This window comes from Limnobacter sp. (assembly GCF_964228395.1).
GTDB lineage: Bacteria > Pseudomonadota > Gammaproteobacteria > Burkholderiales > Burkholderiaceae_B > Limnobacter.
Window position 1 is genome coordinate 1 of record NZ_CAXQZX010000112.1, and the last position, 14,672, is coordinate 14,672.

At 54.3% G+C, this 14,672-nt stretch carries 11 protein-coding genes; 5 read left to right on the top strand and 6 right to left on the bottom strand.

The annotated features are described in order from the left end of the window. Positions 1-184, bottom strand: a 184-nt coding sequence (gene rpsB, locus ACEQU8_RS09175) for a 30S ribosomal protein S2 (RefSeq protein ID WP_370263094.1), incomplete at its 3' end; no start/stop codon positions are given. A gap of 186 nt (positions 185-370) precedes the next feature. Between rpsB and map the strand changes: the two genes are divergently transcribed. After that, the gene (map, locus tag ACEQU8_RS09180) at positions 371-1,183 is read left to right on the top strand and encodes a type I methionyl aminopeptidase (RefSeq protein ID WP_370263095.1); all 813 of its coding nucleotides are present in this window, start codon (positions 371-373) and stop codon (positions 1,181-1,183) included. A gap of 3 nt (positions 1,184-1,186) precedes the next feature. Continuing rightward, positions 1,187-3,775, top strand: a complete 2,589-nt coding sequence (locus ACEQU8_RS09185; RefSeq protein ID WP_370263096.1) for a [protein-PII] uridylyltransferase — start codon at positions 1,187-1,189, stop codon at positions 3,773-3,775. 41 nt (positions 3,776-3,816) lie between these two features. Here ACEQU8_RS09185 and ACEQU8_RS09190 read toward each other — a convergent pair whose 3' ends face one another. From ACEQU8_RS09190 to smc, 5 genes are read right to left on the bottom strand one after another with little or no spacing between them, the layout of a single operon-like run. Next, the gene (locus tag ACEQU8_RS09190; protein ID WP_370263098.1) at positions 3,817-4,563 is read right to left on the bottom strand and encodes an S-methyl-5'-thioinosine phosphorylase; all 747 of its coding nucleotides are present in this window, start codon (positions 4,561-4,563) and stop codon (positions 3,817-3,819) included. Positions 4,564-4,567: 4 nt separating this feature from the next. Continuing rightward, complete coding sequence (gene galU, locus ACEQU8_RS09195; RefSeq protein ID WP_370263099.1) at positions 4,568-5,443, bottom strand: UTP--glucose-1-phosphate uridylyltransferase GalU; 876 nt, start codon at positions 5,441-5,443, stop codon at positions 4,568-4,570. A 40-nt stretch (positions 5,444-5,483) separates the two neighbouring features. After that, positions 5,484-7,541 carry an NAD-dependent DNA ligase LigA gene (ligA, locus tag ACEQU8_RS09200; protein ID WP_370263100.1) on the bottom strand — a complete coding sequence of 686 codons (2,058 nt, stop codon included), beginning with the start codon at positions 7,539-7,541 and terminating at the stop codon, positions 5,484-5,486. Positions 7,542-7,553: 12 nt separating this feature from the next. Next, a complete protein-coding gene (locus ACEQU8_RS09205) occupies positions 7,554-8,636 on the bottom strand; it encodes a hypothetical protein (RefSeq protein ID WP_370263101.1) in 1,083 nt (360 codons plus the stop codon). Then, complete coding sequence (smc, locus tag ACEQU8_RS09210) at positions 8,633-12,154, bottom strand: chromosome segregation protein SMC (RefSeq protein ID WP_370263103.1); 3,522 nt, start codon at positions 12,152-12,154, stop codon at positions 8,633-8,635. The genes ACEQU8_RS09205 and smc overlap by 4 nt, the downstream gene beginning before the upstream one ends. Before the next feature lie 146 nt (positions 12,155-12,300). Here smc and queF point away from each other — a divergent pair, with 146 nt between their 5' ends. The 3 genes from queF to dapD form a co-directional block, all read left to right on the top strand. Continuing rightward, positions 12,301-12,720, top strand: coding sequence for a preQ(1) synthase (queF, locus tag ACEQU8_RS09215; RefSeq protein ID WP_370263104.1), 420 nt, complete (start codon positions 12,301-12,303; stop codon positions 12,718-12,720). Continuing rightward, positions 12,713-13,918 carry a succinyldiaminopimelate transaminase gene (dapC, locus tag ACEQU8_RS09220; protein ID WP_370263105.1) on the top strand — a complete coding sequence of 402 codons (1,206 nt, stop codon included), beginning with the start codon at positions 12,713-12,715 and terminating at the stop codon, positions 13,916-13,918. The genes queF and dapC overlap by 8 nt, the downstream gene beginning before the upstream one ends. A gap of 13 nt (positions 13,919-13,931) precedes the next feature. Continuing rightward, the coding region (dapD, locus tag ACEQU8_RS09225; protein WP_370263107.1) for a 2,3,4,5-tetrahydropyridine-2,6-dicarboxylate N-succinyltransferase at positions 13,932-14,672 on the top strand (741 nt) is incomplete at its 3' end.

Below are 14,672 nucleotides of genomic sequence, written 5' to 3' on the forward strand. Positions count from 1 at the left end.
GTGCCGCCAGTTGACGAACGAACTTCATCGCGTCCTCGAAAAGAGGTTGAGTCTTTTCCAGGTTGATGATGTGAATCTTGTTGCGATGGCCGTAAATGTAAGGGCCCATCTTGGGGTTCCAGAAGCGTGTTTGGTGGCCAAAGTGGCAACCAGCTTCCAGCATTTCGCGCATAGACACTGCCATGATTTCTCCGATGTAGACAGGGTTAACTTCGGTTGGTGCTGGGCCAAGAGGGCGAAACCCGCCGGGCACCCTGTCGCACTAACCAATGAATTTGCCGTAAAAGCACGCGCAAACGCCGTGCACTTTGGGCAGCCCAAGATTATACTCAGTTAAACTTAAGAAGCTCAAGCAGGAAATCTTAAAAACATGACAATTGTGATTAAAAACGACCAAGACATCGAGAAAATGCGCGTGGCAGGCCGCCTGGCCTCCGAGGTTCTCGATTTTATTGGGCCGCATGTGGTGGCTGGTATCACCACCGAAGAACTCGACCGCCTGTGTCACGATTACATGGTCAACGTTCAAGGCACCATTCCAGCACCGTTGAACTATTGCCCACCGGGTTACACGCCCTACCCCAAGTCCATTTGCACGTCGGTAAACCATCAAATCTGCCACGGGGTGCCAGGCCCTAAAAAACTGAAAAATGGCGACATCATCAACATTGACATCACGGTCATTAAAGATGGTTACCATGGCGACACCAGCCGCATGTTCATTGTGGGCGAAGGCTCTTTGGCTGCCCGCCGCCTATGCGAGATCACCTTTGAAGCCATGTGGATTGGGATTGAGCAGGTCAAGCCCGGGGCCACGCTAGGCGATGTGGGCGCTGCAATCCAACGGTTTGCCGAAGGGTTTGGTTATTCGGTGGTTCGGGAATTTTGCGGGCACGGCATTGGCACCAAATTTCATGAAGAGCCGCAGGTATTGCATTATGGCAAGCCCGGCACGGGCGTCACCTTGCAAAAAGGCATGATCTTCACCATTGAACCGATGCTTAACGCCGGTCGGCGCGACATCAAAGAAATGCCAGATGGCTGGACCATTGTGACCAAAGACCACAGCCTGTCTGCGCAATGGGAACACACAGTGCTGGTCACCGACGACGGCTACGAAGTACTCACCGTGTCGGCGGGCACGCCAGCCAACCCTCGTTTAAAAACCACACAGGCAGCCTAACCCTTGAGCGTTCCAGGTCAGCAAGCGTCCCTCAACGACACGCGGATTGAAATCAAGAAATTTTTGAAAGGCCAAGCCCACCAATGGCTTACGCCTTTTGACGAACACACCCAAGCCGCAGAGGTAGATTCTGCTTTAAGAAACCGCTGCAAGGTGGTTGATGAAGCACTAATTTCGCTATGGAATGCCCTACAAATGCCAAAGGCCTACAGCTTGGTTGCCGTGGGGGGCTATGGGCGCGGCGAGTTGTTTCCATTCTCGGATGTGGACGTATTGATTTTGGTCGATGCCGAACCCGAGGCGGACGCCATTGAAAAGCTGGAGAACTTTTGCGGATCGGGGTGGGACATCGGCCTGGAACTGGGTCACAGCGTGCGCACGGTGGAGCAGTGCCTTGAAGAAGCAAGCAAAGACATCACCGTTCAAACAGCCCTGCTGGAGAGCAGAAAAATTACAGGAAATCCATTAAATTACAAAAACCTACAAGATAAACTTTATAAGTCGCTGGATGTAAAAACATTCTTCCGCAAAAAGACCCTTGAGCTTCGTCAACGGCATGCCAAGTATCAAGAAACCCCCTACAGCCTTGAGCCCAATTGCAAGGAAAGCCCGGGCGGGCTGAGGGATTTACACGTTATTTTGTGGGTGGCCAAGGCCGCCGGGTTGGGCAATAGTTGGGCTGAAATGGCCAAAAAAGGCCTGATTACCCCATTTGAGGCTGCCAAACTTCGAAACAACGAACGCACATTTAAAAAGATCCGTTATCAATTGCATGTGCTCACCGGGCGCCGGGAAGACAGGCTGGTCTATGACGTTCAAACCCAATTGGCTGAATCGTTGGGTTACAAAGCATCGAGCATCAAGCGCTCAAGCGAACAGTTGATGCAGCTGTACTACCTGTCAGCCAAGGCGGTGATGCAATTAAACACCATTCTGATTCAAAACATCGAGTTGTCCATCTTCGGCTCCAATGCTCAGGCGGTGATCATTGACGATGAGTTTCAGTCCATGGATGGCCTGCTCGATATCCGCCACGACGAGGTGTTCGCCAACAACCCGTCAGCCATTTTGCGTGCCTTTATAGTGATGCAGCAAAATGCCAGCCTCAAAGGCATGAGCGCACGAACCTTGCGTCAACTGTGGCACAGCCGCGTAAAAATCAACAGTGAGTTTCGCAAAAACCCTGTGAACAAGGCGCTTTTTCTGGAGTTTTTCAAGCAACCTCGCGGCATTGTCCATGAGCTTCGGCGCATGAATGAAACAAGTGTGCTTGGGCGATATTTGCCAGTGTTCCGAAAAATTGTGGGTCAAATGCAGCATGACCTGTTCCATGTGTACACAGTAGATCAACACATCCTGACGGTGATACGCAACCTTCGCCGTTTCACCATGGCCGAACACGCGCATGAATACCCGTTTTGTAGCCAGCTCATGGCCAATTTTGACGACCATTGGCTGCTTTACCTTGCCGCACTTTTTCACGATGTGGCCAAGGGACGCGGGGGCGATCACAGCATCTTGGGTGAGGTGGACGCCTTGCGGTTTTGCAAAGAACATGGCTTGGACCAAGAAAGCACAGATCTCATCGGGTTTTTGGTTAAGCACCACCTGACCATGTCCAACACGGCCCAGAAAAAGGACCTCTCTGACATCGAAGTCATTCGTGAGTTTGCCAACGTGGTTCAAACCCCAAGACGACTCACGGCACTCTACCTGTTGACCGTGGCCGACATTCGCGGCACCAGCCCAAAAGTGTGGAATGCTTGGAAAGGCAAGCTGCTTGAAGACCTATACCGGCTAACCTTGAAGCAGCTCGATGGCGAGGTGCCCAACCGCCGCCAGATGCTGGCCGAACAGCAGGCCGAGGCCAAACGGATTTTGCGTTTGTACGCGCTCTCTGAAGATGTTCAAGATGCGCTATGGAAGCAACTGGATGTGTCATATTTTTTGCGCCAGGGCCCCAGCGACATCGCCTGGCACACGCGCCATTTGTATTGGCGTGTCAATGCCGAGCAGCCGATTGTGAAGGCAAGGCTATCGCCCCTGGGGGAAGGCCTGGAGTTGCTGGTTTACACGCGGGATGAGGTGGATTTGTTCGCCCGGATTTGCGGGTATTTCGACTCTCGCAACTTGAGCATTTTGGACGCGAAAATTCACACCACAGCGCATGGTTATGCGCTGGATTCGTTTTTGATCCAGCACGACAACCATGATGCTTTTTACCGCGAAACCCTGTCCCTGCTGGAGGCGGAGCTACAGGAGCGGCTCATTAAACGGGCGCCGCTGGCTGAACCGGTGTTTGGTCGCATGTCTCGCCAGTCCAAACATTTCCCGATTCGGCCCAGTGTTGATTTGCAGCCTGACGACAAGGGCAACCAGTATTTGCTGACCGTGTCTGCAACCGATCGAACAGGTTTACTGTATTCAATCACCAGGTTGTTGGCCCAGTACAAGGTCAACGTTCAAACCGCAAAGATCATGACCTTGGGTGAACGCGCAGAAGACAGCTTTTTGCTCTATGGACAGAGCCTGAATTCTCAAAAACTTCAAATTCAATTGGAAACCGAGCTGCTGGAACTGCTTTCGATTTAAAGCATGCGGCAGCAAAAGCCGCCGCACACTCCATGCACGGTTTAATCCTCGTGCAGTTGCACCAGCGATTTAATAATGCCCATCACACTGGCCATGCCTGCCTGAACTGTCTTGCTGATTTGCGCATGGGATATGGCTTGTGCACTGTCACCCACACCCGCGCCTTGGTTGACCACCAAGGCCAAGTGAGCGTAGGGCAAATCGAGTTCGCGTGCCAAGGCGGCTTCGGGCATACCGGTCATGCCCACAATGTCAGCACCGTCCCGAGCCAACCTGCGCACTTCGGCGGCAGTTTCCAGACGTGGGCCTTGCGTGCAGGCATAACAGCCACCCTGCACCACCTGCTCACCTGCCGCATCTGCAGCTTGGCACAACAAGGCACGCAAAGCGGCATCGTAAGGCCATGTAAAGTCAATGTGCTGTATGGCCTGATTTTCACCTTCAAAAAAGGTGGCTGCGCGTCCGTGGGTGTAGTCGATGATCTGGTCGGGCACGATAAGCTGCCCGGGTTTTAGGTCGGGGCGGATCCCACCCACCGAGGCCACCGCCACAATGCCCTCAATGTCCAATTGAGACAATGCCCACAGGTTTGCACGGTAATTAATTTGGTGCGGCGCAATGGTGTGGCCATAGCCATGGCGGGCCAAAAACACCACCTCGCGGCCGGCCAAGCGCCCCATCGTGAGCGCGCCGGAGGGTTCGCCATAGGGGGTTCGCTGAACCTGCCTGCGGGTAATTTCAAAATCTGGCAACTGGCTTAAACCGCTACCACCGATCACTGCATACATAGTGTTACCCCAATGTGGCCAAATAGCTTGCAAATTCGTCAGCCACTTCGGGGTGCTTCAGGCCCAGTTCCACCGTGGCTTTTAAGTATCCAATTTTGGAACCGCAGTCAAAGCGGGTGCCGTCGAAGCGATAGGCCAGCACCGGCTGGTCGTTTAAAAGCGCAGCAATGCCATCGGTGAGTTGAATTTCACCGCCTGCACCCTTGCCCACCTTTCGAATGCGATCAAAAATTTGGGGATTGAGTACATAGCGTCCAACCACGGCAAGATTGGTTGGGGCGTCTTTGGGATCCGGCTTTTCAACAATTGCGTTGACCCGCTCAGATTCCTTGTTCCAAGGCGAACTCGACACAATCCCGTAGGACTTGGTCTCTTCCATGGGCACCTCTTGAACAGCCAAAATACTGGCGTGCTCTTTGTCGTACACTTTCACCATTTGGTGCGTCACTGAGGGCTTGCCTTTGCACACATCCATCAGGTCATCCGCCAGCAAGACAGCGAAGGGCTCGTTGCCCACCACAGGCTCGGCACACAGCACCGCGTGGCCCAAACCCAGGGGCTCCATTTGGCGGATGTAGATGCAATTCACATGGCTGGGAACGATGTTTTTAACCACTTCCAGCAGGGCTTTTTTGCCACGGGCTTGAAGCTCTGCCTCTAGCTCGTAGGCTTTGTCAAAATGGTCTTCAATGGCTCGTTTACTGCGGCCAGTGATGAACACCATCTCTGTGATGCCGGCGTCAAGGGCTTCTTCGACTGCGTATTGGATGAGTGGCTTGTCCACCACGGGCATCATTTCTTTGGGACTGGCCTTGGTTGCCGGCAAAAAACGCGTGCCCATGCCCGCCACGGGGAAAACTGCTTTTCTGACTCTGCTCATTGTGTTGCACCACCCATGAATTGAAATAATTAGATAAACACTACAGCATGCTGTTGAATGTGGCTTCGTCCAGCACTTGTACACCGAGTTCCTGCGCCTTGTCCAGCTTGCTGCCAGCGGCTTCGCCAGCCAATACGAAATCGGTCTTTTTTGATACCGAGCCCGTGACCTTGCCACCACGCGCTACGATGAGCGCTGCCGCATCGTCGCGGCTGTAGGCGCTCAAAGTACCAGTAAGCACAAATGTTTTGCCATAAAACGGGTGCGTGTCATCCGTGCTGACCACCTGGCTGGTCTGCGGCCACTGTATGCCAAGTTGCAGCAGTTGCAACACCACGTCTCGATTGGCTGGCTCATCAAAAAACTGGCGTATGGATTGAGCCACCACGGGCCCCACATCGCGAACCTCCAGCAATTGCTCCTCTGTGGCATCCATCAGCCTGTTTACGTCACCAAAATGTTGCCCCAGATCCCGAGCTGTGGTCTCGCCCACATGGCGTATCCCCAAGGCAAACAAAAAACGCCCCAAGGTGGTTTGGCGAGACCTCTCCAAAGCATCAATCAAATTACTGGCCGATTTTTCGCCCATGCGTTCAAGGCTCATCAGCTGTTCTTTGCTTAAGCGGTACAAATCGGCCGGGGTCTTCACCCACTCCTTCTCGACGAGTACCTCAACAAGCTTGCTGCCCAACCCTTCGATATCCATGGCCCTGCGATGGGCAAAATGAATGATGGCTTGCGTGAGCTGCGCGCGACACACCAAGCCCCCCGTGCAACGGTGTACAGCCTCGCCCTCTTCCTTTCGAACAAGCGAGTTACACACCGGGCAGTGGGTGGGCATTGCAAAAGGCTGGCTACTGGCCAACCGTTGATTGCCTTGAAAAGGCAGCACCTCGGGAATTACATCGCCGGCTCGCCGCACCAAAACCTGATCGCCCACGCGGAGGTCTTTGCGCTCAATTTCATCGAGGTTATGAAGCGTGGCCGATGACACCATCACGCCACCCACGCGAACTGGCTCGAGCTTGGCCACCGGGGTAATGGAACCTGTGCGCCCCACTTGAACCTCAATGGCCTGTAGCCTCGTGAGCACCTCGTCGGGGGGAAACTTGTGGGCAATGGCAAAGCGCGGCGCCTTGGCAACAAACCCCAAACGGTCCTGCAAATCAAAGGAATCTACTTTGTAGACCACCCCATCGATTTCGAAGGGCAACTGACTGCGCTTGTTACCGATATCGCGGTAATACGCCAACAAACCCTGAGCACCTGTGGCGCGTTGGCTTAATGTGGACACAGGCAGGCCCAAAGTCTTTAGCCAAGCCATCAGTGCACTTTGGGTTTTTAATTGTTGAAGCTCAGCGCGCTCAAGTGCAGCACCGTAACAGTAAAGACGCAATGGCCTCGATGCAGCAACCCGAGGGTCGAGTTGGCGAATGGTACCCGCGGCTGCATTGCGAGGGTTGGCGAACACCTTCAAACCCTGTTCAGCTTGCCTGGCATTCATGACTGCAAAGTCGCTTTTGGTCATGAAAATTTCGCCACGCACCTCGAGGTGTTTGGGCGGCGAATCACCCACCAATTTTAGTGGCAGGCCTCGTATGGTTTTTACATTGGCCGACACATCTTCACCCACGGTGCCGTCGCCACGCGTAACCGCTTGATGAAAAATACCATGGTGGTAGTGAATTGAAATGGCCAGCCCATCAAACTTGGGGTCGATGGCGTAGTCGATTTGTGCGTCGGCGGGGAGCTCGGCCAACTCTTTTACCCGCCGATCAAAAGCGAGGACATCTTGCTCCTCAAAGGCATTGCCCAATGACAGCATGGGAACGCGGTGCGCTACTTGTGCAAAGCCCTCCACAGGCTGACCACCCACCCGCTGGGTTGGTGAGTCGCTTCGAATCAGTTCGGGGTGCTCGCGCTCTAAGTGTTGTAGTTCGCGGTAAACCTTGTCGTACTCAGAGTCTGGCACCTCAGGGGCGTCAAGCACATAGTAAGCATGTTCCCAGCGAACCAACAAATTGATCAGTTGATCAACCTTGGCTCGAGCTTGATCACTGGGCTCGGCTGGCTGGTCAAACAAATCCAGGTTAGTCATTGTCCAACAGGCTCAGGAAAACAATGTTCGCGCTGCGGGCGACCCAGGCGGAAAACCAGAGTCCGTGAGGTTTCGCACACGCTCAATCAACTGCTGATAAATGCCCTCGATGGCTTGTGTGCTCAGGGTTCGGCCCGAGTCATCCATCAGCGGAGCACCAAATTCACTGTTCAAACTGTGGCAAACAGTGACAATATCCCCCAGCGCTTTGACTGGATCGTGCGCGTTGGGCACATCGATGTTGAAGCTTAACAACTTTTTACCCGGTGCTTTGTGAACCACCATACTGGCCAACTGCCCCTGCCCATCTTGCAAAATCCACTGATGCCCTTTTTGAACCCATCCCGCCTCGGTCAGGCGTTCTGCCTCCAGGTTCTCTGGAACGGATTCTGGCAGAAGGCAATGCAGGCCAAGCAGTGTGTCGAGCGCGGCAGCAGCCATGTCGATGGTCTCTGCCCGCGATACCACTTCTTTCATTTCAGGAAACTCGATGTCCGCGTTGTGCTCTTCTGCAAAACGGCGCAATTTGGCCAACACTTCCGAAAATTCAATGGAGCTTAGCGGGCCTTTGCGATTGGCGATTTGTAAGCTGGCCCGCAGGGCCAAGGCCGTGCCTGAAAACGGCATGGCCTTGAACCACAACACATCCATGCCATCGACACCTGCTTGCGCGCTGGCAGAATAAATAATGCGTTTTCGGTTAACTTGATCCAGGCCATCCACCAAGGGCTTCCAGGTGTTGGCGTCTTTGGGCTCGTCAAATCGAATAATGAAATCGGCAAACAAACGTTTTTCGACACCCTGTTGCAAAGTGTTGTCCAGTGCCACATCGGGCTGACTGTCGCCCGTGTCGGTTTGGTCGAGTTGACTCGCAGATTCTGGCCAATGGGTGAGCGTATCTGTGGCAAAACCTGGTTCAGCTCGCCCAGCGGACCTGTTGGGGTGCTCGGTGCGCAGCAACGGATCTTCCCGATTGTCGCCAAATCGTTCTGTGGCCTGCTTGCGCAAGCGGTAATCCTGCCACCAATTGTAGGCAATCATGGCTGCAATGCCACCACCACCCACCAGCAAAAGGGCTATCTGTAAGTCGTTCATACGGTTTCCGTGGCCATTTTCTCAGCCGCCGCAAGATCGACAGCCACAATGCGGGATACACCTTTTTCTTGCATCGTGACACCAATCAATTGCTCGGCCATTTCCATGGCAATTTTGTTGTGGGAAATGAACAAAAACTGGGTTTGTTCAGACATCTGTTTGACCAGTCTGGAAAAGCGCTCGGTGTTGGCATCGTCAAGAGGCGCGTCCACCTCGTCGAGCAAACAGAAAGGCGCGGGGTTCAACTCAAAAATCGCAAACACCAAGGCGGTTGCAGTGAGCGCTTTTTCTCCACCCGACAGCAGGTGAATGGTGCCATTCTTTTTGCCCGGGGGTTGAGCAAACACCTGCACCCCAGCATCCAGAATTTCATCCCCGGTCATGACCAGCCTTGCCTCGCCACCCCCAAACAACTTTGGGAACAAGCGCGAGAAGTGACCATTGACCACCTCAAAGGTTTCCTGCAGAAGGTCACGTGTTTCTTTGTCGATTTTGCGAATGGCGTCCTCTAGGGTTTCCATGGCCTCCATGAGGTCGGCAGCCTGTTGGTCCAGGAATGCCTTTCGCTCAGAGGCTGCTGCCAATTCTTCCAAGGCGGCCAGGTTCACGGCCCCCAGGTCTTGCATGGCCGTGGTCAATCGGGTTACTTCACCCTGCAGCACCGAGGCCTTGGGTTGTACGTCCATGGCCAACAGCTCATTGGTGAGTGCGCCTACATCGGCCTGAACCTCCAAGAGCAGGTTTTGATATTGCTCAATGGTGAGATCAGCCGCCTGAATTTTTAAGGCAAGGTCTTGAATGGTTTGCCGAAGTGGCTCGGCCAATTTGTCGCTTTCCTGCTCTGCTCGCTCAAGTTCAGACACTTTGCTCATGACCTGTTCAAGAGCATCGCGAGACACCGCCACTTTTTCCTCTGCGATTACACGATCTTCCAAAGCCAACTGCAGCGCCTCTTTGGCAGCGTCTTCGGAGAGGTTGTCGAGTTCGGTGCTGGCGGCTTGCTTGCGCTGCAAAATTTGCAACACCTGGTTCTGGGCAAAGGCGATGTCGCGCTCCAACTCTCGCTGCCGAGACTCTTGGTTCCGAATATTGAACTCAGCATCCTGCTTACGGCGCACCGCAGCTTGCACTTGAGCCTGCTTGTCACGAACGGCCTGCTCACTGCTGATTACTTTGTCTTTTAGATGCTCAAGGGCATCGCTGGCCACCGCCAGTTGTTCGTCCAGCTCGGCATACCGATCTTCGCTTTCAAGCAACATGGCCCGGTGTTCTTCCAACTCAGACTGCAGCAAGGCCACATCAAGCTCAATTTGCTCGCGCCTGCTGTCGGCTCGGCTTTGTTGCTCTTGCAGGCGAATTAACTGAACCTGGGTTTCATGGAGTCGCCGCGTGGTGCCATCCACCAGCCCGCGAGCCTGCGCCAGTTGGGATTTCATTTCACTGACACGCAACTGGAGTTGATCACGCTTGCCCATGGATTCATTTTTCAACAACTCAAGGGCACGCACCTCGGTGCGCAAGGCTTCAATTTGTTGTTGGCGCTCCAAGCGACCCGATTGAGCATTGTCTGCGGCGTAAAAGGCCACTCCGTTAAAGCCCACGCTGTGGCCCTGCGGCGTAAAAATCCGCTGGCCAGGCTTGAGGGTTTTTCGTTTTTGCAAGGCCGTGTGCAGATCAGGCGCCATCAGGAAACCCGCGAGCAGTTTACCGACGGCCGCTAGGGTGGCGCTGTCGTCGCTGCGCACCACGCTGGCCAAATCGTCTGGGCCAGGGGCCTGAGCGGCACCAAGCTCTGCAGATTCAAGAAATGCAACGCGGGCTGGGGGGGGTTGCTTGGCAAAGCCTTCGACCACGTCGAGGCTACGAACCTGGAAACTGTCCAAGGCCTCACGCAAAGCCGACTCCAGGGCGCGCTCCCAGCCACGTTCAACCTGAAGTTTGCCCAACAAACGCGGAGTTTGAGACAGTCCGCTGCTTTCAATCCAAGGCTTCAGTTCAGCGCTTTCGGCCAGTTGTTCATTGAGTTTTTCAAGAGCCAGCAGTTGCGCTGTGGCATTGGCATGGCGATCACGCTCGCTGTTGAAGGCGCTTTGTACGGTGTCCAACTCTTGGCTGCTTGCTGCCAATTTGGATTCGAGCGACTGAAATTCATGGCTGGCTCGCTCCAGTTCTAGGCGCAAAATGTCGGCCTGCTCCGCTTGCCTTTGCAACTCATCAGCCGAGGGCGCAGCAATTTGACCTTTCTCTGTGGTGAGACGGTCAAGCTTGGCTTGAACGTTGGTTTCGCCTCGACTGGCGGATTCTTGTTGAGACGACACCTGACTAAGTTGCTGCTGAATGGCCAACACATCAGAGCGTTTGCGGTCCACAGCAGCACGCGCATCTTGCAGGGCCAACTCTAGCGGCTCCACGGCCAGCTCGGCTTCTTCCAGCGCGATGGCCAACTCTTCCAATTCAGCCTGTTGTTCACTGGCCGAGGAGTCCAGGTCTTCCAAAGCAAGCCGTGATTCTTCTTCGCGCGCCTTCCAGCCTTGGATCTCAGTTTCCAGCTCAGCCACACGCACACTCAAACGGTGACGGGACTCGGCCATCACGCGAAGGTCCGCCTCCAAACGGCTTACCTCACGGTTTGATTCGATCCAGCGCGTTTGTTCGTTTTCCAACTGCTGTTGGGCATCCACCTGTTTGTCGCGCAAAGCATAAAGCTCGGTTTGAGTATGAATCGACTTGCTTTGGATGGCCTCTAAATCGGCCTTGGCACGCTCCAACTTGGCACTGGCAGCGTTTTTCTGCTCGTGAGCTTCGTTGTAGCGAATGGCCCAAAGCCACCGCTGCTTGGTGTTTTTTGCCTCTTCAAGCTCCTTGAATTGCCGAGCCACCGTGGCTTGCTGCTCGAGGCGCTCAATTTGCGCGCTCAATTCGCGCAAAATGTCTTCAACCCGCGTCAGGTTGTCGCGTGTGTCTTGCAGACGGTTACCGGTCTCGCGGCGGCGCTCTTTATATTTAGAGACGCCAGCTGCTTCTTCCAGAAAAATGCGCAGTTCTTCAGGGCGGGCCTCGATAATGCGCGCAATCATGCCTTGCCCGATGATGGCGTAGGCCCGTGGCCCCAGGCCTGTACCCAGAAAAATGTCTTGAACATCCCGGCGGCGCACCGCCTGCTGATTGATGTAATACGTGGAATTGCCATCCCGGGTGAGCACGCGCTTGACCGAGATTTCTGCGTATTGATTCCAGCTTCCCCCTGCCCGGCCCTCGGCGTTGTCGAACACCAGCTCCACACTGGCTCTGGAGGCGGCCTTGCGATTGCTCGAGCCGTTAAAAATAACGTCTTGCATGGACTCGCCACGCAACTCTGAAGCCTTCGATTCACCCAGCACCCAACGCACAGCGTCGATAATGTTGGATTTGCCACAACCGTTGGGGCCCACCACGCCGACCAAATTGCTGGGCACGGCGAACGACGTGGGTTCGACAAATGATTTAAAACCTGCCAGGCGGATGTGTGTTAATCGCACGATGGGGTGTGTTGAGGGTCAATAGAACGAATAAAACGGCTTTCGGGGGGGACTACCCGGCCCGGTGACTTATAATAGCAAAGCCTTGAGGCCTTGCCGGGGCACAGTGCCTGTGTTGGCACCAACAATGAAGTATAGAGAGAATCATGAGTACCCAACCCAGCCGCGACCTGCAAACCTTCCCCAATCCGAACCCGGACCGCCCCTACCATGTGCACATCGAAGTGCCTGAATTCACATGCCTTTGCCCGCTCACTGGCCAACCGGACTTCGCCACGTTGGTGATCGACTACTTGCCGCATCAAAAAAACGTGGAATTGAAAAGTTTGAAGCTGTATATGTGGTCGTTCAGGGACGAAGGCGCCTTCCACGAGGCCGTCACCAACAAAATTCTGGACGATTTGGTGGCAGCAACCGACCCCCGTTATATGAAGTTGACCGCCAAGTGGTACGTGCGTGGTGGCGTTTACACCACGGTGGTGGCCGAACACCGCCAGGCGGGCTGGACCCCCCTACCACGCGTGGACCTTGACCAAATTTCAACCATGAACCCCACCCGTGGTTGAACCCGTGCAAACACCAGGCCAAACCGTGAAAAACCTCGACAAGTTAAAGCCTTACCCTTTTGAACGGCTTAGGGCACAATTTGCTGGCGTGAAGCACACCGGCGGCCTGGCCCACATTAATTTGTCGATTGGTGAGCCCAAGCACCCCACACCAGCCCTGATTAAACAGGCCATGGTCGAACATCTGGACGGCTTGGCAGTTTACCCGGGCACGCAGGGCATTCCAGCGCTGCGCCAAGCCATTAGCGCATGGATCCTGAAGCGCTTTGACGCCCAACTTGATCCGGAAACCCAGGTTTTGCCCATTCTTGGTTCCCGAGAGGCCTTGTTTGCCTTTGCTCAAGTGGTGCTGGATGGCTGCCAAAGCGGTTGTAATGTGGTGTTTCCCAACCCGTTCTACCAAATTTACGAAGGCGCGAGCTTTTTGGGTGGCGCACAACCTGTGTATGTCAATATTCAGGCCAATGGCTTGCCCAATTTTCATGAATTGCCTGCCGAGGTGTTGCAGCAAACCAGGCTGATGTATGTTTGCTCACCCAATAACCCCACTGGCGCGGTGTACACGCTAGGCGATTGGCAAGCGCTGTTCGATCTGGCAGACCAGCATGGCTTTGTAATCGCGTCAGACGAGTGTTACTCCGAAATTTACATGGATGGAGACAAGCCCCCAATCGGCGGCTTAGAGGCTGCCAGCCGTTTGGGTCGCTCGGATTTCAACAACCTGATCGTGTTTTCAAGCCTTTCAAAGCGCTCAAATGCGCCCGGCCTGCGGTCTGGCTATGTGGCTGGCGACGCTGACCTGATCAAGGCCTTTTTGCGCTACCGCACCTATCACGGCTCAGCCATGTCCAACACGGTCCAAATGGCCAGCATTGCGGCATGGGGTGACGAACACCACGTGGCAGAAAACCGCAGACTCTACACCGAAAAATTCAAGTCGTTTCAGCAAATTTTGGCTGGTAAACTCGACTTGCAAATTCCAGCGGCGGGGTTTTATTTTTGGGCCAAGTTGAATGAGTCGGACACTGAATTTGCAACCCGTCTGTTTGAGCAAGCCCATGTGACTGTTCTACCCGGCAGTTTTTTAGGCCGTGAAGTCAACGGCGTCAATCCAGGCTGCAATCACATCCGTATTGCTTTGGTGGCCAGCAAAGACGAATGCGACGAGGCCGCCCATCGAATCCGAAATATTCTTTAAAACAGGAATCGCCATGAACAACAACCATCAATCCATCATTGAAAACGCTTGGGAAAACCGTGCTGACATTTCCCCAGCCAAAGCGCCAGCCGAAGTGCGAGCCGCAGTGGCCGATACGCTCGAAAAACTCAATACGGGCGAATTGCGGGTCTGCTCCAAAGAAAACGGCGAGTGGGTAACCCACCAGTGGGTCAAAAAGGCGGTGTTGTTATCTTTTCGACTTGAAGACAACAAGCCTCTGCCTGCCGGTGGGTTCACCCAGTTTTACGACAAAGTACCCACCAAATTTGCAGATTACACCGAAGAAGATTTCAAAAAAGGCGGTTTCCGGGTGGTACCCCCTGCGGTGGCACGGCGCGGCAGCTTCATCGCCAAAAACGTGGTGTTGATGCCCAGCTACGTGAATATTGGTGCGTACGTGGACGAAGGCACCATGGTCGATACCTGGGCCACCGTGGGATCTTGCGCACAGATTGGTAAAAACGTCCACTTGAGCGGTGGCGTGGGCATTGGCGGCGTGCTTGAGCCTCTGCAGGCCAACCCCACCATCATTGAAGACAACTGCTTTATTGGCGCACGCTCTGAAATTGTTGAAGGAGTGATCGTTGAAGAAAACTCCGTGATCTCCATGGGTGTTTATATCGGTCAAAGCACCAAGATTTACAACCGCGAAACCGGTGAAGTGAGCTATGGCCGCATTCCAGCGGGTTCCGTTGTTGTGAGTGGCTCCTTGCCCAGTGCCTGCGGAAAATAC

What these genes read in the sequence shown, in the direction of transcription:
- ACEQU8_RS09205 (WP_370263101.1), bottom strand. Translation starts at nt 8,636, where the DNA reads ATGAACGACTTACAGATAGCCCTTTTGCTGGTGGGTGGTGGTGGCATT.
- ligA (WP_370263100.1), bottom strand. Translation starts at nt 7,541, where the DNA reads ATGACTAACCTGGATTTGTTTGACCAGCCAGCCGAGCCCAGTGATCAA.
- queF (WP_370263104.1), top strand. Translation starts at nt 12,301, where the DNA reads ATGAGTACCCAACCCAGCCGCGACCTGCAAACCTTCCCCAATCCGAAC.
- ACEQU8_RS09190 (WP_370263098.1), bottom strand. Translation starts at nt 4,563, where the DNA reads ATGTATGCAGTGATCGGTGGTAGCGGTTTAAGCCAGTTGCCAGATTTT.
- galU (WP_370263099.1), bottom strand. Translation starts at nt 5,443, where the DNA reads ATGAGCAGAGTCAGAAAAGCAGTTTTCCCCGTGGCGGGCATGGGCACG.
- map (WP_370263095.1), top strand. Translation starts at nt 371, where the DNA reads ATGACAATTGTGATTAAAAACGACCAAGACATCGAGAAAATGCGCGTG.